This window comes from Deinococcus marmoris, assembly GCF_001949125.1.
Classification (GTDB): domain Bacteria; phylum Deinococcota; class Deinococci; order Deinococcales; family Deinococcaceae; genus Deinococcus; species Deinococcus marmoris_A.
In genome coordinates this window covers 46,950-66,024 of sequence record NZ_MSTI01000157.1, presented here as the reverse complement: position 1 = coordinate 66,024, position 19,075 = coordinate 46,950, and the positions used below count along the sequence as shown (strand labels likewise).

Sequence of the window (19,075 nt, the reverse complement as noted above, 5' to 3'; positions counted from 1 at the left end):
GGTGAACAGTCCAGACGTTCATCTGGGCCATTCCAACTCTCACGTCCCGCAATACGGATCACCGTTCATGCCCATCACCCCGGATACACTCGCACGGTGAATGGCTGGAATGTGATCGTGATCGGTGGGGGCCACGCTGGCCTGGAGGCGGCGTGGGCGGCGGCCAAGTTCTCGCAGGTGGGCCTGTTGGTGGGCAATCCGGCGACGGTGGGGCGAATGCCCTGTAACCCTGCGGTGGGCGGCCCTGGCAAGAGTCAACTGGTCTTTGAGGTTCAGGCCCTGGGCGGTCTGATGGGCCGCCTGGCCGACGATACTGCGATCCATACCCGTGTCCTGAACGCCAGCAAGGGGCCAGCCGTGCAGTCCCTGCGCGTGCAGAACGAGCGCGATGCCTACGCCGAACGCGCCCAGGATGTGATTCTCGGTCATCCCGAAATTGACGTGATCCGTGGCGAGGCCGCTGATCTGGAACCCGATGGCAAGGGTGGCTGGCTGGTGATCACCACCGATGGCCGCCGTCTTCCCTGCCGCAGCGTGGTGGTTGCGGCGGGAACGTTCATGCGGGCCATCACCTGGTATGGGCGTCAGTCTCGTGCGGAGGGGCGGCAGGGCGAGCCACCATCGCGTTTTCTGTCGGCCCCACTGGAGCGGGCTGGGCATGTGCTGAAGCGTTTCAAGACGGGAACGCCTCCGCGTGTGCGGGCCGATTCGGTTGACTTCTCTGCCCTGCTGGAAATTCCTGCCGATCCTCAGCCGCGTGGTTTCACCGGCACGCCTGGCCCACGCGCCCAGGAGTCGCCCACCTGGCAGACCCACACCACCGCCCAGACCCATCAACTCATTCACGACAATCTGCAAGAGTCCCCGATGTTTTCCGGCGATATCGAGGGCAAAGGCCCGCGCTACTGCCCCAGCATCGAGGACAAGGTGGTGCGTTTTGCCCACCATGACCGTCATTTATTGTTCGTGGAGCCGGACGGAATTCAGACCAGCGAGGTGTATTTGCAGGGGTTCAGTTCCTCGCTACCGCCGTACCTGCAAGATCAACTGGTACGGAGCCTTCCAGGGTTCGAGAACGCGGTTGTGCAGCGGTACGCCTACGCCGTCGAATACGACGTGGTGGATTCCACTGAGCTGACCCTGAACATGGAATCACGCCTGCTGCCCGGCGTGTTTACTGCAGGCCAGATCAACGGCACCAGTGGTTATGAGGAAGCGGCAGCGCAGGGTCTGGTGGCCGGAACCGCAGCCGCGCGGCGGGCGCTGGACCTGAAGACGGAACCCATTGGACGGGAAACAGGGTATATCGGCGTGCTGCTCGATGATCTGGTCTTTAAGGGCAGCGACGAGCCATACCGCATGATGACCAGCCGCGTGGAACACCGCCTGCTGGTCCGACAGGACAATGCCGACGAACGCATGACGCCGCTTGGGCATGGTCTGGGTCTGGTATTGGACGCCGAGCTGGCGCGGGTGGAGGCCAAATATCAGCGTGTTGCTGGGGGTATCGCTGCTCTTGCTGCGCAGAGAAGCAACGGCCAGACGGGTGACGCCTGGCTCCGCCGCCCCGAATTCCATCTGGCGGATGTCGAGGCACTGGGCATCTCACTGCCAGCAGATCTGGATGCCTCAGAACGTGAAGCAGTGGAAATCCGTGTGAAGTACGCGGGCTATATCCAGCGCGCTCGCCTCCAGCTCGATTCAGATGCCCGTGCCAGAGACCTCAAGCTGGAGGGGCTGGATTACGCCGCCGTTCTGTCGCTGTCCAATGAGGCCCGCGAGAAGCTGGGGCGCACCCGCCCAGGCACCATTGAGCAGGCTGCCCGCATTTCCGGAGTGCGACATGCCGATATTGGAGCGTTGCTGGTGCATCTGAAAAAGCAGGGCGTTTCACGGGAAACATGACGGTGAAACAAGAAGGGCACTCCTGGCGGACTTCGGTTCGCCTTTACTCTGGCTGCCTCTTGACGCCCGCTATGTTTCACGGGAAACTTGACGGTGAAACAAACGGGGGAGGCGCGGTTGAATACATTTGAAGAGGGACTGCTGCTGGGTATCCTGATCGGCGAGGGCCATTTTGGGGGCGACGGCAAGCAGCCCCAGATCACGTTGCGGATGCACACACGGCATCAAAAGCTGTTTGAGACGATGGTGCGGCTGTGCCCAGGGTCCAAGCTGTACGGCCCCTACGAACACGGCGGACGCAGTTATTACCAGTGGATGGCGCGGGGGCAGGTCCTGCGGGAAACGCTGCTGCCCCTGCTGGACCGCCTGCCGCTGGAGAGCATCGATGGGCATGTTTTCGAGCGTTACAGCGACATGAAAGTGAGGTACGGCTTATGAACCGCGAGGGACTGGATTTATTGCGGCAGGGCGCAGGCGAACTGGGGCTGAAGATCGAATCGCAGCTTCCCGCCTTCGAGCGCCTGTTCGAGCTGCTTCAGGAAGGCAACACCCGTCTTAACCTGACGGCACTCAAGACAGAAGAGGACATCGTTCTCAAGCATTTCGTGGATTCGCTGACCTGCCTGCGAGGAAATTACCTGGAGGGGTCGCTCAGTGTTCTCGATCTGGGAACGGGGGCGGGGTTTCCCACCTTCCCCCTGGCGCTGGTCAGGCCGGAACTGCATTTCACGCCTGTAGATTCCACCCGCAAGAAGATCGATTTTGTGCGGGAGACTGCGGCGCAACTCGGTCTGGATCAGGTCGTGCCGCTGGTGGGCCGGGCAGAGGCGCTGGGACGGGACGCCGAACACCGGGAGCAGTACGACCGCGTGGTGGTGCGCGCCGTGGCCTCGCTGCCGGTGCTGGCTGAGCTGGCCCTGCCCCTGCTGCGTGAGGGAGGGCTGCTGGTGGCCCAGAAAGGGGACATCACTGCCGAAGAGTTGAATGCCGGACGGCGCGCGGCAGGCGAGGTGGGCGGCAAGGTTCAGGTAGTAGACCCGTTTGAATTGCCCATTCTGGGCGACGCGCGGACCCTGATTATTATCGAGAAACTCAAGCCCACGTCCTCCAAGTATCCCCGGCGCGAGGGCCTTCCCACGGCTCAACCGCTGTTCTGGAATGCAGCGCCAAAGCAGGCACGCTAAAGTGGACCACAAAGGTGAGGTTGACTTGATGGAAGACGGGCGAAACAGAGGGCTGCACGGTTGCAGGCCACAAAGCAGGGCAGCGCAATGAAGGTGTTGGGTCTGGTGAACCAGAAGGGTGGCGTGGGGAAGACCACCACCGCGATCAACCTTGCGGCCTATCTGGCGGCAGGGGGGCGCAGGGTGCTGCTGCTGGATATGGACCCCCAGGGGAATGCCACCAGTGGTCTGGGACTGCGCGGCGCGGAAGTGGGACTGTACGAGGCGCTGGAAGACCCGGCCCGCGCTGCCGAATGCATTCGCCCCACCGATCAGCCGGGCCTGGACATCCTGCCCGCCACCCCGGATCTGGCCGGAGCAGGGGTGGAACTGGCCGACGATCCTGACGCCCTGGGCCGCCTGCTCAAGAGTATTCAAGGCTATAACCTGATCCTGGTAGATGCGCCGCCCTCGCTGGGACCGCTGACGGTGAATGTACTGGCTGCCGCCGACGCCCTGCTGATTCCCTTGCAGGCCGAGTATTACGCGCTGGAAGGGCTGGCAGGTCTGATGGAAACGGTGGAGCGCGTGCAGGGCGGCCTGAACCCGCGCCTGAAGGTGCTGGGCGTGGTCCTGACCATGTTCGATGGACGCACCAATCTGGCCCAGGAAGTCGAGACGATGGTGCGCCAGCACTTCGGGGATCTGGTGTTCTGGTCCGTGATTCCACGCAACGTGCGCCTGTCGGAAGCGCCCAGCTTTTCCAAGCCGATCAACGCCTTTGCGCCCCTGTCCAGCGGTGCGGCGGCCTACAAACGGCTGGCCGAGGAGGTGATGTCGCGTGTCGAAAAAATCTAGTCTGGGCCGTGGATTGGACGCCCTGCTGGCCCGTCCGGTGGCCGAGGCAGCGGGCACGGTCAGCTCCGGGGGCGTGCAGACGCTGGACATCAGCCGCATTGTGCAGGCGGCCTACCAGCCGCGTCAGGTCTTTGATCCGGGTTCGCTGGCCGAACTGGCGCAGAGCATCCGCGAGCAGGGGGTGTTGCAGCCGCTGCTGGTGCGCCCGCGCGGCGAATCCTTCGAGATCGTGGCCGGAGAGCGGCGCTGGCGGGCCAGTCAACTGGCCGGGCTGAGTGAACTGCCGGTGATCATCCGTGATCTGGGGGACCGCGAGGCGCTGGAAATCGCCATCGTGGAAAACCTGCAACGCGAGGATCTGGGACCGCTGGAAGAGGCGCGGGCCTATCAGGCGCTGCTGGACCACGGGCTGAATCAGGAGCGTGTGGCGCAGGCGGTGGGCAAGGGCCGCAGCACCGTGTCCAACGCCCTGCGGCTGCTGACCCTGGGGGAAGGCGCTCTGCGGGCGCTGGACGGCGGCCAGATAAGCGCCGGACACGCCCGCGCGATCCTGGCCCAGCCGGATGCGGACCGTGCCTGGGCGCTGGAGCAGATCACCTCGCGCGGTCTGAATGTCCGCGAGGCCGAGGCGCTACGCCGAGAGAGCCGCACCGCTGCGCCCATCAAGGTCAATCCGCCGCGCACCTACCGCCAGTTGGAGCTGGACCTCAGCCGCCGCACCGGCACCCGCGTCCGCATTACCGGGGAGGACAAGGGCAAGATAGAGCTGAACTATTCCTCCCGCGAGGAACTGGACCGGGTGCTGGGCCTGCTGGGCCTTGAAGCCGGGGAATAGGCATCACAAAAGGGGGAGAGGGAGAGGACGCAACGCCTGTCCCTCTCCTGTTAGCTTTGCTCAGCGGCCTGTGCCGACCAGAAAGATGTTCGGCCAGGGACGGTAACTGCTCTTCAAGGTGTCCTGCTTGATGGTCTTGCCGTTCCTGACCAGTTTGCGCGTGACCTCCAGGACCGCGCCGGGGGCTGCCCAGTCGATCTGCTTGCGCTGCCCGGCGGGGATCGTCGCATCGGGGATCAGGCGGTCGGCGGGCGAGGGCGTGGAGCTGAGTGTTTTCGGCTTGCCGATCTCCACCGTGAAGTCCCGCGCCTTGCCGAACACGCTGATGTCCAGGCTGGCGGCCTCGTCGTCCCACTCGGTCTGGAACCACAGCGCGCCGCCCGTATCGTTGGCGAACTTGAGGTCCAGGCTGGGCTGGTAGATGGTGGCGTCCAGGCCCTGCGGATCGTAGTAATGCACCTGATACGAGTGGTTCTGGCGCTGTGCAATGGGTAGCCCGGCCCCGTACAGGGTGCGGAACAGGGTGGTGCTGACCTGGCAGATGCCGCCGCCGACGCCGCTGGCCGTGCGGTCCCCGGCGATGACCAGCCCGGTCACATAGCCGTTGCGGGAGGTCACGGGGCCGACGAACTGGTTGAACGAGAAGGTCTTGCCCTCGAACAGCCGATCACTGAAATTCTTCGCCCCTGCGTGGATATTGGTCACGCGGTCCTCGCTGCTGCCGTAATAGTTAGTTTCGCCTGTTCCCAGGTGGGCGGTGATTCCTCTGGAGACGAAGTAGTCCAGGGTGCGCGTCGGTGGGGTCTGCCCCGCCACCACCACGCTGGCCTTGACGCCCCTGGGGTCCTTGATGGCCGCCAAGACGTTGGCGCGCGTGGCTTCCAGGTCGATCTGGAGGCCGTTGCGTTGGACCACGGCCCACCCATCCCAGAGTTCCTCGAAACGCGCGTCCTGTGCCTTGCCCGCCAATCCGTTCACGAAGGTCTTGAGATCGGCATCCAGGCTGGCCGAGACCCCACCTTTTTGCCGGATCAGGGCCATGCGCGGGCCGGGAATGGTCAGCGTGCGGGTCAGGGGCACGGTGGTCTTCTTGCCGTCCACCAGCGCCGGGATGGTGGTTTCCACGTTGATCAGCAGCGGCGCTCGGAAGGTGGGAGCCTTGACGGGCGCAGGCTGAGGCACTGGCTCGGGCGTGGGGGTGGGTTCCGGTGCTGGCGGCTCTGGCAAGGGTTCGGGAGTCGGTACAGGTTCTGCAACGGGTGCTGGCTCTGGAACGGGTGTAGGTTCTGGAGTGGGCACAGGCTCCGGTGTTGGGGCGGGCAACGGTTCGGGAGACGTGGGCTGGGCGGGCAGCGGCAGCGCCGGGATGGGCGGCATCTGGGCGACACCCTGACCCAGCGCCGCCGTCAGAAGTACGGCACCCAGACCCAGGGACAGGCGAAATTTTGACCTCATGCCGTCAGTATTCCACGCCCCTGTTGACCGTCCGTGAGGGCCTCAGTGCGTCTGTAATTCCGTGTGCCTGGCCAGTTGCCGCTCGATCTCGGCCACCGCCAGATTCGCGTGGTGGCGTCCGTTCTCGATAAAGACCTGATTGGTCTTGCCTGCAAAACCCGCACTGCCCACCACGAACAGGCCCGGCGCGCTGCTTTCATAGTGTTCGTCCAGCACCAGACACGCGTCCGGTTGCTGTGCCAGATTCAGGCCCTCTAAAAAGGATAGGTCTGGGCGGTAGCCGGTCAGGGCGAAGGTAAAATGGGTGGGAAGCTCAAAGGTTTCGCCATCCTCCCCCTCTACCCTTACCGTGTCCTGGCCGATATCCACCACGCGCGAATTGAACTCTGCGGCAATGCTGCCCTCCTTGATCCGGTTTTCCAGGTCCGGGCGCACCCAGTATTTGATGGTGCTTTTCAGCTCGGGGGCGCGGACCACCATCGTCACCTTCGCGCCGCCGCGCCACAGGTCCAGCGCCGCGTCTGCCGCCGAGTTGCCCGCGCCGATCACGGTCACGTTCAGGCCCATGAAGGGGTGCGCCTCGGTGTAATAGTGGCTGACGTTGTCGCTGTCCTCGCCGGGGATGCCCAGATGTAGGGGGTTGTCGTAATAGCCGGTGGCCACCACCACGCGCCGCGCCTCCACAGTGTCCGGTGTGCCGTCGCGGCGCTCGATTTCCAGCGTGAACCCCGCCGGGGCCGCGTGAACCGCCGTCACCGAGGTGTACTGCTCCACATTCAGCGCCTCACGCTGGGAGACCAGCCGGTAATACATCAGCGCGTCGCGGCGGTCCGGCTTGTCGTGGCCCGTCACCATCGGGTGGTTGCCGATTTCCAGCTCAGGGGCCGTGGTGAAAAACGACATGTAGGTGGGGTACTCGAAAATGGCGTTGACCACGCAGCCCTTTTCCAGCACCACGTAGCTGAGGCCCGCGCGCTTGCAGGCAATGGCGGCGGCCAGCCCCACCGGGCCAGCACCGACGATGGCGACATCGAACAGATCAGAGGGGGGGGCGAGATTCATGGCCCCATTGTGTCAGCCGGACACGAACGACACCGTGAGTTTTATGGACGGTTGGGCTGGTAGAAGAGGGGAGAGGCGGGGTCCGTCCAGCTTTCCAGTCCGCTGAGCAGAGGCAAAACGACAAACCTGGTCACGGGCCGATCATGCCTTCCCGTCTATTCTTCAGATCAGCGCCCGGCTTTCCTCTCCGGCTGGCCGCCCCAGGAGCCGTCTATGACCATGAAATCCGCATCTGTCCAGCATAGAAGCTCTGTCCTTGGTGCCCTGATCGTGCTGGGCCTCGGGACATCCGCCAGCGCCCAGAGCGTGCAGAGTTCCCTGCCGATTGTCGTGAATGGCAAGGCGCACGCAACGAAAGCCGTCGTGATCGGCGGCCAGACCTACGTTCCCCTCAGTGTCCTGAAGGAACTGGGCATCGCCTCTGCGGTCAGCGGCGGCACCCTGAGCGTCGGGATCACGGGCGGGGCCACCCAGACCCGCGCGCTGGAGGGCTGCCTGAAACAGGAGCTGTTCAACGGCAACTGGCGCGTGACCGTGCAGAGCGCCGCGTTCGCCCCGGCCAGAACTGGTTTCAACACAGGCTGGACGGTGGACGTGAAATACGCCAACGCCAGCGCCCAGCCCAACAAACTGTTTGTCAACAGCTTGGAAGGTGGCGATCCGATCATTCTGGTTCTGAAAGACGGAAGCCAGCTCACGCGCAACGGCTCAAGCTCAGGCGGCACCGAACAATTTGCCCCGGCCTCGTCGCGAACCCTGAGCTATTTCTTCAGTCGCCCCAACTTGCAGGAGGACAACCCGCCGGTCAAGATGCTGGTGCTGTTCCGCGAGAAGCCGAAGGTGGGACAGTACACCGTGGCGGACCCCAACATGCGCTTCGACCTGACCTGCAAGAAGTAGGCAAGGCGCTGGAGGGGCCGCTTTCTGCCCCTCCTCCTTCTTGCCCCTTACTTCTTGCTCAGCTCCCGCCACAGCGTTCCGGTGAAGCCGAAGGAGCGCATCGGGTTGTAGGTGGCCGCCGACGCGCCCTGAAGGTTGCTGCGAACGGGGCGGATGTTGGTTTCGGCGGGCAGCACGATAAACGGACTCTGCTGGTAGGCGCGGTCTGCCACCTGCTTGTACAGTTTGGCGCGGGCGGCGGGGTCCACCGTGGCGCGGGCCTGGACGAGCCAGCGGTCCACGTCCGCGTCCTTCCAGTTGTTGGTGGGATAGAAGAAGCCCTCGGAGCTGTAGAAGGTGTACACGAAGTTGTCGGGATCGGCGTAATCCGCGCTCCAGCCCATCGGCAGCATGATTTCCAGACCCTCCTGCATCTTCTTGGACTGCTCGGCCCACGGTTCCTCGATGATGTTGATGCGGAATTTGGGATTCAGGGCCTCCACGTTGCGCTTGAGCAACTCCAGCGCCACCTGCCCGGCGATGTGGCCGGTGCGGTAATTGGCGTTGATGGTAAAGCCGTTCTTCCAGACCTCGCCGCCCTGGGCCTTCCTGAACAGGGCCTGGGCCTGCGCCGGGTCATAGCTATAGGTTTTGGTCGCTTTGGAATAGCCGGGGAAGGTGTCGGGCAGCAGCATGGTGCGCTTGACGGCCTTGCTGCGCTGCACGTCGCGCATGTATTCGTCGTAATCGAAGGCGTAGGCGAAGGCCCGGCGCACGTCGGTATCGGCGAAGAAGTTGGCGGGAATGCCCTTGCCGTCCAGTTTGCCGCTGCCCAGCGCCGCGCCGCCCTTGATGTTGTTGTTCATGAACAGCGCCTGTGCCCCGGCACTGGGCAGGTTGTCCAGCACGGTCACGCCGGGCTTGCCCTTCAGTTGCGCCTCCACGTTGGTGCGTGTTCCAGCCTCGATCAGATCGGCGTCGCCGCGCAGGAACGCCTGCTGGCGCACGGCCAGTTCGCCCACCTTCTGCATGATCACGTTGGAAATGGCCGGTTTGCCGCCCCAGTAACTGGGAAAGGCGGTCAGCAGGATGTTGTCGGCGTCGCGGCGCAGCAACTGATAGGCCCCGGTGCCGCTGGGCTGGGCGCTCAGCTTGCTGCCCGACACGTCCTTGCCCACCCACGCCTGCCAGGTGGCCTCCGTGCCATTCCACTCGCCCAGTTTGGTCGCCCATTTGCTGTCCAGCACGCCCATTCCGGCAAAGGCCATCTTCGCCATGAAGGCCGGGTCCGGCTTGGGCAGCTTGAAGACCAGTTGGCCCTGCGCGTTGCAGCTCACGGCCCCGGCAATGCGCGCCCAGGTGACGCTCTTGTCGGTCCTGGCGTTGTCGCGCGTGCCCAGCAGCGAGTCGCTGATAAACCAGTTGGCCGATTCGGCGCTGTTGGTCACCAGATCGCGGCGGTAGGTGTACTGGGCGTCCGCGCAGGTCATCGGGTTGCCGCTGTGGAATTTGACCCCTTTTCGCAGGCTGACTGTCAGGGTCCTGCCGCCATCCGTGTAGGTGGGCAGCGCCGAGGCCAGCAGCGGCGTCATCTGGGTCAGGCTGGCTCCCTTGTAGGTCCACAGCGTCTCGTACACGTTTTCCAGCACCTGAAGGCTGAAGGTGTCGTAGGCGGCGGTGGGGTCCAGCGTGGTGACGGTGGCGGCCTGCTGGATCACCAGCGTGTCCTTGGGCGCGGCGGCCAGGGCAGCGGAACCCAGCAGGGCAAGGGTCAGGGGCAACATTCGGTTCATGACGGACCTCCAGTGGTGGTGAATGGGGAAGATGTTCTATTCTGATTTGTAGCGCCTCCCACTATGACCGTCCTGCCCAGAGAGGGCAACCCAATTCGCCACCCCGGATGGCTGGCTGGACCCAGGCCCCATCCTGCGGCCCCGTCTGGAGACTGAATCTCCTCAAGGATGTGACCTGTGAAACGAAATACCCCTGCTCTGATCGCCCCCGCCCTGATGGCCCTGGCCACCGCCAGTTTTGCCCTGGCCGCCAGCTACAGCAGCGTCAACATCACGCTCAAGCAGGAGCTGGGGGACCTGACGCTGGCTGGCAGCAGCAGCGCCTCACCCGTCATGGGCGTCCGCAACCCCACCATCAAGAACGGCGTGGCCTACGTGTCTGCCTCGCATTCGCTGGGCGACTGGGCCATTGGGCTGAGTCCAAAGTTGCCGATCAGTCTGACGGTTCAGGCCAGTCAGGGCGAGAGCAGTCTGGATCTACGGGCGCTGAAGCTCCTGGGCCTGCAAGTGACCCAGGAACTCGGCAACCTGCAATTAAAGTTGCCCGCCGCCAATCTGAAGGCGACGTTGCAGCAAGCGCAGGGCGACACCACCATCACCCTGCCGCCGAACACCGGAATCAGTCTGGAGGTCAGGAAGTTTACCCAGGGAACGCTGGTCATGAATGGCAAAAAGGTGGCCGACGGTCAGGACTTCAACGGCACGTACCAGAGCGCCAACTTCGCGACGGCCAAGTACCGGGTCAATCTGACCGTGACGGTGGGACAGGGAAACCTCACCGTCAAGTGAATTTCTGATACGTCCGCTCAATTGAAAACCCCCACCCGCAAGTTGGGTGGGGGTAAAAAGTTCCGGGGGCGCTCAGGGCAGACGGTAGTTCAGGCCGATGCGGGCTGTGCTGCCCAGACCGACATTGGTGGTGTTGGCCCCGCTGCCCACACGCACGTAGGCTCCGGCATTGCCCTCGACGAACACGCTGAGCGGCGCGGAGATGTTGTAACGCAGGCCCAGGGTGGCGTGCGGATAGACGCTCAGGCCCACGTTGCTGCCCAGACCCGCGCCCGCCCCCAGACCGACGCCGTAGTACGGGGTAAAGCCGCCCAGCGAGCTGGCTGCGGCGAAGTCGGCCAGGTAGTCCACGCTGGCGTTGACGGACAGGGCATTGAAGTTGAAGTTGATGGCGTCCAGGTTCAGGCCGTAGCGGATGGCCGAGTTGCTAGTCAGATCGTTCTGGTAATGAACGCTCAGGCCGGAGCCGACGGAACCGCCGACATACGTGGCGGCGGAGGCGGAGGAAACGGCGGCGAGCGCCAGGAGGGTCAGGGCAGCTTTCTTCATAAGCTCACCATAACGAGGTTGCCCTGGTTGTAAAAGGTGAGGACCTTTACAGAAACGAACAGTGGCCTTTAGGGCTTACTTATTCTTTGGGGCCTGTCTTGCTTTTCTAAGACGCGGCTGTAACCGCCGAGAGCCGCTCCAGCGCCCGCGCGATCTCGTCCCGTGATTTGCAGAAGGCGACGCGCAGCAGGCCCTGCGGCGCGGGGTGCTGCCAGTAGAACGCCTCGCCGGGAATGACCGCGACGCCGCGTTCCACCAGCGTCTCGGCGCTCCAGTCGGGGTGCAGCGCCGTGAGGAAATAGGTGCCGCGCGGCATGAATACGGTGGCCCCCAGACCGCGCAGACCGTCTGCTAGCAAGGTCTGCCGGGCGCTGTATTCGGCACGCAGGCCCTCGTAAAAGCCCTCGGCGCGGGCTATCGGCAGGGCCGAGGCCACCGCCGCCTGCAAGGGTGTGGGCGAACAGAACGATCCCTGCTGGCGCACCCCGGCGATATTGGCCGCAACACCCGCCCCAGCTTCCCCAGGCGGGCAGGCAATCCAGCCCACGCGCCAGCCGGTGGCCTCCAGCCGCTTGCCCGCGCTGCCCACGGTAAAGGTGCGTTCGGGGGCCAGTTCCCGCAGGGAGACGGGCCGTTCCCCGAAATACAGTTCGTCGTAGACCTCGTCGCTGATGATCCACAGGTCATGCTTGCGGGCCAGGGTCACGATCCCGGCCAGTTCCTCGCGGGAGAAGATCGTGCCAGTCGGGTTGTACGGGCTGTTCAGCAGCAGCGCCCGTGTGCGTGGCGTCACGGCGGCTTTCAATGCCTCCAGATCCAGGGACCAGCCTCCTGCACTGGAAAGCTGCATGGGCACCGTGACGGGCACGGCCCCGGCCAGCAGCGTCTGGGGCACGTACACGTCGAAAACCGGCTCCAGCATCAGCACCTCGTCGCCCGGCCCGTACAGCGACAGGGCCAGCACGTTCAGGGCCTCGGTTGCGCCGCTGGTGACGATCACGTCCGCGCCGTCCACCCCCAGGTCCACGCCGATGGCGTCGCGCAGGGCGGGCAATCCGGCGGGGGGGCTGTACTGGTCCAGCGTGCCCACCGCGCGCCGCGCCGCCTCCAGCAGAAAGGCCGGGGGAGAATCGGCGGGAAAGCCCTGGCCCAGATTGACGGCCCCGTAATGCGCGGCCAGACGGCTCATGCGGGCAAACACACTCTCCCGCGAGGCGCGGGCGCGGGGCAACAGTTCGGGCATGGTTCAGTGTGCGCCTGCGGGACAGGGGGCAGGAGAGGGCGGGTCAGACAGGGCCGGGGCAGGGACTGCCGGACACGTGCCTGAAAAACGGGTCTGAAAATACTGGGCCTCTGGCCTGGGCCTGGGGTGCGCGGACTGGCTGGACGGCAGAGGCCGCATTTCCCTGCTACCGCCGCAATGGCCACAGCCCGCCGCCCCCGGCTGTGCGAGGATGCGCCCCGTGAGCAGCGCCGCGCCCCCCCACCTCCGTCCAGATCCCCTTCCGGCTGTGCCGCGCACCCTGAGTCTGGGGCTGGTGCTGGTGGTCCTGATCGTGGCCTTCGAGTCGATGGCCGTCAGCACGGTGCTGCCCAGGGTGGCCGAGCAACTGAACGGTCTGGCCCTCTACGGCTGGGCCTCCAGCGCGTTTTTGCTGTCCAGCCTGTTTGGCGCGGTGCTGGGCGGCGTGCTGGCGGACCGTCGCGGACTGGCCTACGGGGCAATTCTGGCGCTGGTTCTGTTCGCTTTCGGTCTGCTGGTGGGGGCGGCGTCTCCCACCATGCTGATCTTCGTGCTGGCCCGTCTGATCCAGGGTCTGGGGGCAGGCGGGCTGGCCGCTCTGCCGTGGGCCGTCATCAGTACCCGCTACCCCCCGCAGGCCCGCGCGAAGATGCTCGCCGCCATTTCCAGCGCGTGGCTGTTGCCCGCCCTGATCGGCCCGCTGATTGCCAGCGTGATGGCCGATACATGGTCCTGGCGGGTGGTCTTCTGGGGTCTGGTGCCGCTGCTGGCGGTCAGCGCCCCGATGTGCGTGCTGCCCCTGCGGGTGCGGGTCCGGCAGCCGCAAAAGGGTGAGGCCGCGCTGGGCAGCCGCCGCGTCCTGTGGGCCGCATTGGCACTGGCCGTCTCGGCAGGGGCGCTGGTGGAAGGCTTGCGGCGCGCCGACATTCTGGGGCTGCTGCTGGGCGCAGTCGGGCTGATTGGCGTGGGCCTCAGCACCCGCGTGTTGTTCCCGGCGGGCCTGTGGCGCTTTAAAAGTGGCCTGCCCAGCGCCCTGATGGTCCGGGGGCTGGCGGCCTTCGCCATCATGGGCACCAGTTCCTTTCTGCCGCTGGCCCTGAACGAGCTGCGCGGCCTGACGCTGACCGGGGCGGGTATCGTGCTGTCGCTGGGCGGCGTGACCTGGACCCTGGGTTCGTGGATTCAGGCGCGGATAGAGGACGCGCGCGGCGAATCGTCGCGGCCCGCCCGCATCCGAGCTGGCCTGAGCGGCGTAACTGTCGGAGTGGGCCTGACCGCCCTGAGCGTGCTGGGCGTGGTGCCGCTGTGGGTGATCTACCCCAGTTGGGTGCTGGCCTGCCTGGGCATGGGCATCGGCTACACCAGCGTTTCCCTGTTTGCCATGTCCAACGTAAAGGCGCAGGGTGCGGGGCAACTGTCCGGGCAACTGGCGAACATCGAGTCGCTGATGGTGGCCCTGGCCGCAGGCATCGGCGGCGCACTGATCGCCCGCGTGCGCCCGCTGGATGGGGCCTTTACGCTGGCCTTCGCGGTCACGCTGCTGGGGGCAGTGGTGGCTTTGGCGGTGGCCGGGCGGCTGTGGGCTGGGCAAAAGGGCAATGTAGAGGAAGAAAAAGAGGCGAACCTCGTTTGAGGCCCGCCTGCTTCTTGCTGTTCTGGGAGGGAGAGGCAAATCTGTCTCTCCCCATGTTCTGACTACACCCCCAGATATGCGCTCCGCACCCGGTCATCGGTCATCAGTTCCTGCTGGGTGCCCTGCAAGGTCAGCACGCCGCTTTCCATCACGTAGCCCCGGTGCGCGACCCCCAGAGCAGCGTAGGCGTTCTGCTCGGCCAGCAGCACGCTGACCCCGGCTTCGTTGACGCGCTGCACGGCGGCAAAGACCTGTTCCACCACCATCGGCGCGAGACCCAGGCTGGGTTCATCCAGCAGCAGCAGTTGCGGGCGGGCCATGAGTGACCGGGCAATCGCCACCATCTGCTGCTGCCCCCCGGACAGGCTTCCGGCGGGGGCGTTGCGCTTCTGCACCAGATCGGGAAACAGCGTGTAGACGCGCTCCAGCTCCTTGTTGGTGCCTGCCGGGTCCTTGCGGTGAACGAATGCCCCCAGCCGCAGGTTCTTCTCCACGCTCAGGTCGGGGAACAGCAGGCGGCCCTCGGGACACTGCGCGACGCCGTGTTCGACGTTGTATTCCGGCTTGCCCCCGGTGAGCGGCGTGCCGTTCCAGGCAGCGCTGCCGCCACTGGGCCGTTGCAGCCCGGACAGCGTGCGGAACAGCGTGCTTTTGCCCGCGCCGTTGGCCCCCAGCATCACCACGATCTCGCCGGGGTTGACCGTCAGGCTGATGGCGTGCAGGGCCGTGAAGTGGCCGTAATTGACGCTCAGATCGCGGACTTCAAGCATGTGGCGCTTCCCCCTCAGTGGTCCCGGCCTGCCCCATCTGGCCGCCGTGTGCGTGGCTGCCCAGATACGCCTCGATCACGGCGGGATCACGGCTGACCTGCGCGGGCGTGCCCTCTGCGATTTTCTGGCCGTGATGCATCACCAGAATCTCGTCGGCCAGGCCCATCACCAGACTCATCTTGTGTTCCACCAGCGCCACACTCAGGCCACCGGCCACCAGTTCGCGGATCAGGGCCATCAGATTCACCGTTTCCTCGGGGTTCATTCCGGCGGCGGGTTCGTCCAGCAGTAGCAACTTGGGATCGCTGGACAGGGCCATTGCAATGCCCACGCGCTTCTGGCCTTCCTGCGTCAGCGCCCCGGCGGGAAGGCCAGCCTGCGCGGCCAGTCCCACCCGTTCCAGCGCCGCCATGCCCCCGGCGCGGCTTTCGTTCTCATCGTGCTTCTCGCGCCCGGTTCGCAGCAGAGCGTCCCACAGCCCGGCGCGGGTGCGGACGCGGTGGCCGATCATGGCGTTGTCCAGCACGCTCAATTCCTTGTAGATGGTGGTGGTCTGGAAGGTGCGGGCAATGCCGCGCGCCACCACGTCGTGCGTGGGCAGGCGGGTAATGTCCTTGCCCATGAACTGGATGCTGCCCGAAGTCGGCTGGTAAAACCCGGAAATCAGGTTGAAGAAGGTACTCTTGCCCGCCCCGTTCGGCCCGATGATGGCGGTAATCTTTCCGGCCTCGATGCTGGCGGTCACGTCCTGAACGGCGTGGTTGCCCCCGAAGCGGATGCCCAGCCCCTTAACTTCCAACACGGGTGACCTCCTTTGTGGGTGGCGCGGTGGGCGGTGAGGCGGGTGGCGGTGTGCGCCGCGCGGTCAGGCGCATCCACAGCCCGGCCAGCCCCTGCGGCGCGAACATGATCAGCAGAATCAGCAGTGGCCCGAAGATGATGTACTGGTAGTCCTGCAACCCCTTGAGGCTCTGCGCCAGCGTGTACATCAGCCCAGTGCCCAGCAGCGGCCCGGCTAGTGTGCCCAGCCCGCCCACCAGCAGGTACAGCAGGATGGTGAAGGTCTGGATCGGCCCGGTGGCCGCCGAACCCAGGAATCCCAGGTAGGTGGCGTACAGCCCGCCCGCGAAGCCCGCGATGGCCGTGGACAGCATCATGGCCCGCAGTTTGTGGGAATAGACGTCGATGCCCGCACTGCGCGCCAGATCGTCGCCGCCGCGAATGGCGATCAGCGAGCGCCCGAATACGCTGCCCCGCGCCCGCGCCACGGCGATCACGGTCAGCACCAGACTGATCAGCGCCAGATAATAGAAGCCGCTCGACAGTTTCAGGCCCACGCTGTTGGACAGTGCCTCCAGTCCGCCGGGAGGTTGAATCCCGTTCAGGCCGTCGTTGCCGCCGGTCAGTGCATCCCACTTGTTGATCACCAGCATGATGATCACGCCCACGCCCAGCGTGAAGATGGCAAAGGTATCGCCCTTGGTGCGGAAGGCCACCAGCCCCAGCAGCAGCCCGGCCACGGCGGTAATCGCCACGGCCACCGGCCACGCCAGCCAGAAACTCCAGCCCACCTTGAGGGTCAGAATCCCGGTGGCATACGCGCCGATGCCGAAGAACCCGGCGTGCGCCAGCGGCAACTGTCCGGTATAGCCCAGCAGCACGTTCAGACCGTACGCCAGAATCGCGTAGATCATGATGTTCACGCCGATGTCCAGGATGTAGCCGGAGGGGCCGAAGAGCGGGACGAGGGCAGCCAGCACGAATACGGCCACCCAGCCCATCCAGCCCTTCATGTGCCCCTCTTGAACAGACCCTGGGGCCGGATCGCCAGAACCACCACCAGCATGGCAAAGCCGATCACGTCGGCAAAGTCCAGGCTGATGAACGCGCCGCCGAAGGTCTCGGCAAACGACAGCAGAAACGCGCCCACAATTGCCCCTGGCACGCTGCCCATGCCGCCCAGGATGATGATGGCGAAGACCTTGAGGTTCATGACCTCGCCCATGCTGGGGCTGACCAGCAGCGTGGGGGCAATGAGTGCCGCCGCCGCCGCCGCCAGCAGGCCCGAAATGGCGAAGGTCAGCATGCCCACCCGGTTGGTGTTGATGCCCACCAGCCGCGCGCCCTCACGGTTCTGCGACATGGCCTCAATGGTTGCGCCGGTCAGCGTGCGCTTTAAGAAGTAGTTCAGGGCTAGCACCACCACCACACTGGCCGCGATGATGATCAGGCGTTGCCAGGTGACGATCACGCCGCCGATCTCGACGATGCCATTAATCGGTGCGGGAATCTGCTTGAAATCCGGCCCCCAGATCAGTTGCACGGCGGCCTCCAGGAAGAACAGCACGCCAATCGCGGCGATCATCGGCGACACATGCGGCGCGTTTCGCAGCGGATAGAAGATCACCCGCTCCATTAAAGCGGCCAGCAGCGCCACGCCGATGGCAGCCAGCAGCAGCGACGGCACGTAGCCGATGCCCAGCCCGGTCAGCGAGGCGTAGGTGAGGTACGCGCCCAGCATGTACAGCCCGCCGTGCGCGAAGTTGGGCACGCGCATCACGCCGTACACCAGGGTCAGGCCCAGCGCCACCAGCGCGTAGACCCCGCCCAGCGCCACGGCATTGAAAAGTTGTTGCAGCAAAGTGGTCAAGGGGATGGTCCTCCAGGAAAGTTGGGGGCGAGAGGGGGGCGGTCCCGTTATGGAGAGGGAACTCAAACGATTGAGAAGCGGCAGGTTTTCTGGTCTGCTCTCTCTGCCTCTGTGGGGAAGGGCTGGGGTGAGGGGACGGACCAGCGAACCTGACCCACACGAACGACCACTTCAGGCAATCAAAACGCGCCCCGGCAAAATTGCGTCGGGGCGCGGGCAGCGGGGCGGCGTTCAGCAAAAGCTCCTGAGCGCTGCCCCACCCGCCTTACTTGAAGACCGTATCCAACCGCAGCTTGGTGTACTTGCCGTCCTTGACGCTGGCGATAATGAAATCGGCGTCGGCATGGCCCAGAGCCGACACGCCCTTCATCTTGAAGATGGTCTTGCTCTGGGGCAGCGCCCTGGCGGCGGCGTCCAGGCTGCCCTTGATCTTGGCTGGATCAGTGGTGGTCCCGGCCAGTTCCATCGCCTTGGCAATCACGTTGATGCCCATGTAGTTCAGCGCGGCTTCACTGGTGGGAATCTTCTTGTAGAGGCGCTGGTACTGGGCCACGAACAATTGCGTTCCGGCGAATTCCTTGGTAGGCAGCACGCCCACGGAGCCGTTCAGGTACGAGATGGGTACGATCTGATCCATCTGCTCGAACTTGGCCTGATCCATCACGATGAAGCCGCCCTTGAAGCCCTGCTCGCGGGCGGCCTTGACCACCAGCGCGGTGGGCTGGCTGGGGCCACCGATGAACAGCACGTCGGGCTTCTCGGACAGGGCCTTGGTCACGGCGGCGCTGTAATCCACGGTGGTGCCGTAATCGACGCCGTTGTTGCTGCCCACGGTGCCGCCCTCTTTCTTCCACTCCTCGGTCACGGCGTCGGCCCACTGTTTGCCGTAGGCGCTGGTGGTGCCCACCATGCCCAGCTTCTTGCCGAAGGCCTTGATCTGGGTACTCACGAAGGGTTGCAGGTAGTTGTCGTAGCGCGGCGGCAGCATGAAGGTCAGCGGGTTCTTGGCCTCCAGGATCTTGGGTTCGCTGGAGTAGGCCACCAGCAGGAATGCGGGATCGCGGGTGGTCATCGGCTGCACGGTCAGGATGCCCCCGGCGTGCGGCACGAAGATCACATCGATGCCCTGAGAGGTCAGGCGTTTGACGTTGGTGGCCGTCTCGTTGGGCAGGTAACGGTCATCCAGGCTGACCAGCTTGAAGGTGACCTTCTCGCCGCCGACGGTGACGCCGCCCGCCTTGTTGATGTCGTTGATGCCCATCTCGATGCCGCTCTGGACATCTTTACCGTAAGAGGCCGCGCCGCCCGACAGGGGGCCGGAATAACCGATGTTGACGACCTTATCGGCGTAGGCGGACCCGGCGAGGGCCAGGACGAGGGCAGGGAACAGAAGTCTGGTCTTCATGGGTGAACCTCCGGGATCCAGAACGCAGTGGACGGTGCCAAATACGCTGGACGCAGTACAAGTTGTGCGTGGAACACATGCTGTCA

At 64.8% G+C, this 19,075-nt stretch carries 18 protein-coding genes; 8 read left to right on the top strand and 10 right to left on the bottom strand.

The genetic code is table 11. The features are described 5' to 3' along the window. The first annotated feature begins 96 nt into the window (after positions 1 to 96). The 5 genes from mnmG (at position 97) to parB (ending at position 4,761) form a co-directional block, all read left to right on the top strand. Complete coding sequence (gene mnmG, locus BOO71_RS22885; protein WP_075836433.1) at positions 97 to 1,905, top strand: tRNA uridine-5-carboxymethylaminomethyl(34) synthesis enzyme MnmG; 1,809 nt, start codon at positions 97 to 99, stop codon at positions 1,903 to 1,905. A gap of 117 nt (positions 1,906 to 2,022) precedes the next feature. Continuing rightward, on the top strand, positions 2,023 to 2,343 hold the full coding sequence (locus BOO71_RS22880; RefSeq protein ID WP_029481219.1) for a hypothetical protein: 321 nt from the start codon (positions 2,023 to 2,025) through the stop codon (positions 2,341 to 2,343). Continuing rightward, positions 2,340 to 3,089, top strand: a complete 750-nt coding sequence (rsmG, locus tag BOO71_RS22875) for a 16S rRNA (guanine(527)-N(7))-methyltransferase RsmG (protein ID WP_075836431.1) — start codon at positions 2,340 to 2,342, stop codon at positions 3,087 to 3,089. The genes BOO71_RS22880 and rsmG overlap by 4 nt, the downstream gene beginning before the upstream one ends. A gap of 87 nt (positions 3,090 to 3,176) precedes the next feature. Continuing rightward, positions 3,177 to 3,926, top strand: coding sequence for a ParA family protein (locus BOO71_RS22870; RefSeq protein WP_075836429.1), 750 nt, complete (start codon positions 3,177 to 3,179; stop codon positions 3,924 to 3,926). Continuing rightward, positions 3,910 to 4,761: a ParB/RepB/Spo0J family partition protein ParB gene (gene parB / locus BOO71_RS22865; RefSeq protein WP_075836427.1), complete on the top strand. Its 852-nt coding sequence runs from the start codon at positions 3,910 to 3,912 to the stop codon at positions 4,759 to 4,761. The genes BOO71_RS22870 and parB overlap by 17 nt, the downstream gene beginning before the upstream one ends. A gap of 60 nt (positions 4,762 to 4,821) precedes the next feature. Here the strand turns inward: parB and BOO71_RS22860 are convergent, their stop codons facing one another. Both BOO71_RS22860 and BOO71_RS22855 read right to left on the bottom strand, forming a co-directional pair. Next, the gene (locus tag BOO71_RS22860; RefSeq protein ID WP_075836425.1) at positions 4,822 to 6,216 is read right to left on the bottom strand and encodes a VanW family protein; all 1,395 of its coding nucleotides are present in this window, start codon (positions 6,214 to 6,216) and stop codon (positions 4,822 to 4,824) included. A gap of 42 nt (positions 6,217 to 6,258) precedes the next feature. Then, positions 6,259 to 7,278: a YpdA family putative bacillithiol disulfide reductase gene (locus BOO71_RS22855; RefSeq protein ID WP_075836423.1), complete on the bottom strand. Its 1,020-nt coding sequence runs from the start codon at positions 7,276 to 7,278 to the stop codon at positions 6,259 to 6,261. Positions 7,279 to 7,491: 213 nt separating this feature from the next. Between BOO71_RS22855 and BOO71_RS22850 the strand changes: the two genes are divergently transcribed. After that, on the top strand, positions 7,492 to 8,178 hold the full coding sequence (locus tag BOO71_RS22850) for a hypothetical protein (RefSeq protein WP_075836422.1): 687 nt from the start codon (positions 7,492 to 7,494) through the stop codon (positions 8,176 to 8,178). A gap of 47 nt (positions 8,179 to 8,225) precedes the next feature. Here BOO71_RS22850 and BOO71_RS22845 read toward each other — a convergent pair whose 3' ends face one another. Then, complete coding sequence (locus tag BOO71_RS22845; protein ID WP_075836420.1) at positions 8,226 to 9,950, bottom strand: ABC transporter substrate-binding protein; 1,725 nt, start codon at positions 9,948 to 9,950, stop codon at positions 8,226 to 8,228. 177 nt (positions 9,951 to 10,127) lie between these two features. Between BOO71_RS22845 and BOO71_RS22840 the strand changes: the two genes are divergently transcribed. Then, positions 10,128 to 10,739, top strand: a complete 612-nt coding sequence (locus tag BOO71_RS22840) for a DUF4097 family beta strand repeat-containing protein (RefSeq protein ID WP_083653754.1) — start codon at positions 10,128 to 10,130, stop codon at positions 10,737 to 10,739. Positions 10,740 to 10,811: 72 nt separating this feature from the next. On the opposite strand, the gene BOO71_RS22835 is transcribed toward BOO71_RS22840, so the two are convergent. Together BOO71_RS22835 and BOO71_RS22830 are read right to left on the bottom strand one after the other, a co-directional pair. Next, positions 10,812 to 11,288, bottom strand: a complete 477-nt coding sequence (locus BOO71_RS22835) for a hypothetical protein (protein ID WP_075836418.1) — start codon at positions 11,286 to 11,288, stop codon at positions 10,812 to 10,814. A gap of 106 nt (positions 11,289 to 11,394) precedes the next feature. After that, on the bottom strand, positions 11,395 to 12,531 hold the full coding sequence (locus BOO71_RS22830) for a pyridoxal phosphate-dependent aminotransferase (protein ID WP_075836416.1): 1,137 nt from the start codon (positions 12,529 to 12,531) through the stop codon (positions 11,395 to 11,397). 268 nt (positions 12,532 to 12,799) lie between these two features. Between BOO71_RS22830 and BOO71_RS22825 the strand changes: the two genes are divergently transcribed. Beyond that, the gene (locus BOO71_RS22825) at positions 12,800 to 14,164 is read left to right on the top strand and encodes an MFS transporter (RefSeq protein WP_254843271.1); all 1,365 of its coding nucleotides are present in this window, start codon (positions 12,800 to 12,802) and stop codon (positions 14,162 to 14,164) included. Between the two features lie 62 nt (positions 14,165 to 14,226). Here the strand turns inward: BOO71_RS22825 and BOO71_RS22820 are convergent, their stop codons facing one another. From BOO71_RS22820 to BOO71_RS22800, 5 genes are all read right to left on the bottom strand, one after another. After that, positions 14,227 to 14,934 carry an ABC transporter ATP-binding protein gene (locus tag BOO71_RS22820; protein WP_075836413.1) on the bottom strand — a complete coding sequence of 236 codons (708 nt, stop codon included), beginning with the start codon at positions 14,932 to 14,934 and terminating at the stop codon, positions 14,227 to 14,229. Next, on the bottom strand, positions 14,927 to 15,736 hold the full coding sequence (locus tag BOO71_RS22815; protein ID WP_075836411.1) for an ABC transporter ATP-binding protein: 810 nt from the start codon (positions 15,734 to 15,736) through the stop codon (positions 14,927 to 14,929). Before BOO71_RS22815 ends, BOO71_RS22820 begins: the two co-directional genes overlap by 8 nt. Beyond that, positions 15,723 to 16,727: a branched-chain amino acid ABC transporter permease gene (locus BOO71_RS22810; protein WP_075836410.1), complete on the bottom strand. Its 1,005-nt coding sequence runs from the start codon at positions 16,725 to 16,727 to the stop codon at positions 15,723 to 15,725. The genes BOO71_RS22815 and BOO71_RS22810 overlap by 14 nt, the downstream gene beginning before the upstream one ends. Beyond that, positions 16,724 to 17,584, bottom strand: a complete 861-nt coding sequence (locus BOO71_RS22805; protein ID WP_075836408.1) for a branched-chain amino acid ABC transporter permease — start codon at positions 17,582 to 17,584, stop codon at positions 16,724 to 16,726. Before BOO71_RS22805 ends, BOO71_RS22810 begins: the two co-directional genes overlap by 4 nt. A 265-nt stretch (positions 17,585 to 17,849) precedes the next feature. Beyond that, on the bottom strand, positions 17,850 to 18,989 hold the full coding sequence (locus tag BOO71_RS22800) for an ABC transporter substrate-binding protein (RefSeq protein ID WP_075836406.1): 1,140 nt from the start codon (positions 18,987 to 18,989) through the stop codon (positions 17,850 to 17,852). Between the last annotated feature and the right edge of the window lie 86 nt (positions 18,990 to 19,075).

Coding starts and splice junctions, on each gene's coding strand:
- rsmG (WP_075836431.1), top strand. CDS start 2,340: ATGAACCGCGAGGGACTGGATTTATTGCGGCAGGGCGCAGGCGAACTG.
- BOO71_RS22870 (WP_075836429.1), top strand. CDS start 3,177: ATGAAGGTGTTGGGTCTGGTGAACCAGAAGGGTGGCGTGGGGAAGACC.
- BOO71_RS22860 (WP_075836425.1), bottom strand. CDS start 6,216: ATGAGGTCAAAATTTCGCCTGTCCCTGGGTCTGGGTGCCGTACTTCTG.
- BOO71_RS22855 (WP_075836423.1), bottom strand. CDS start 7,278: ATGAATCTCGCCCCCCCCTCTGATCTGTTCGATGTCGCCATCGTCGGT.
- BOO71_RS22850 (WP_075836422.1), top strand. CDS start 7,492: ATGACCATGAAATCCGCATCTGTCCAGCATAGAAGCTCTGTCCTTGGT.
- BOO71_RS22845 (WP_075836420.1), bottom strand. CDS start 9,950: ATGAACCGAATGTTGCCCCTGACCCTTGCCCTGCTGGGTTCCGCTGCC.
- BOO71_RS22835 (WP_075836418.1), bottom strand. CDS start 11,288: ATGAAGAAAGCTGCCCTGACCCTCCTGGCGCTCGCCGCCGTTTCCTCC.
- BOO71_RS22830 (WP_075836416.1), bottom strand. CDS start 12,531: ATGCCCGAACTGTTGCCCCGCGCCCGCGCCTCGCGGGAGAGTGTGTTT.
- BOO71_RS22820 (WP_075836413.1), bottom strand. CDS start 14,934: ATGCTTGAAGTCCGCGATCTGAGCGTCAATTACGGCCACTTCACGGCC.
- BOO71_RS22810 (WP_075836410.1), bottom strand. CDS start 16,727: ATGAAGGGCTGGATGGGCTGGGTGGCCGTATTCGTGCTGGCTGCCCTC.
- BOO71_RS22800 (WP_075836406.1), bottom strand. CDS start 18,989: ATGAAGACCAGACTTCTGTTCCCTGCCCTCGTCCTGGCCCTCGCCGGG.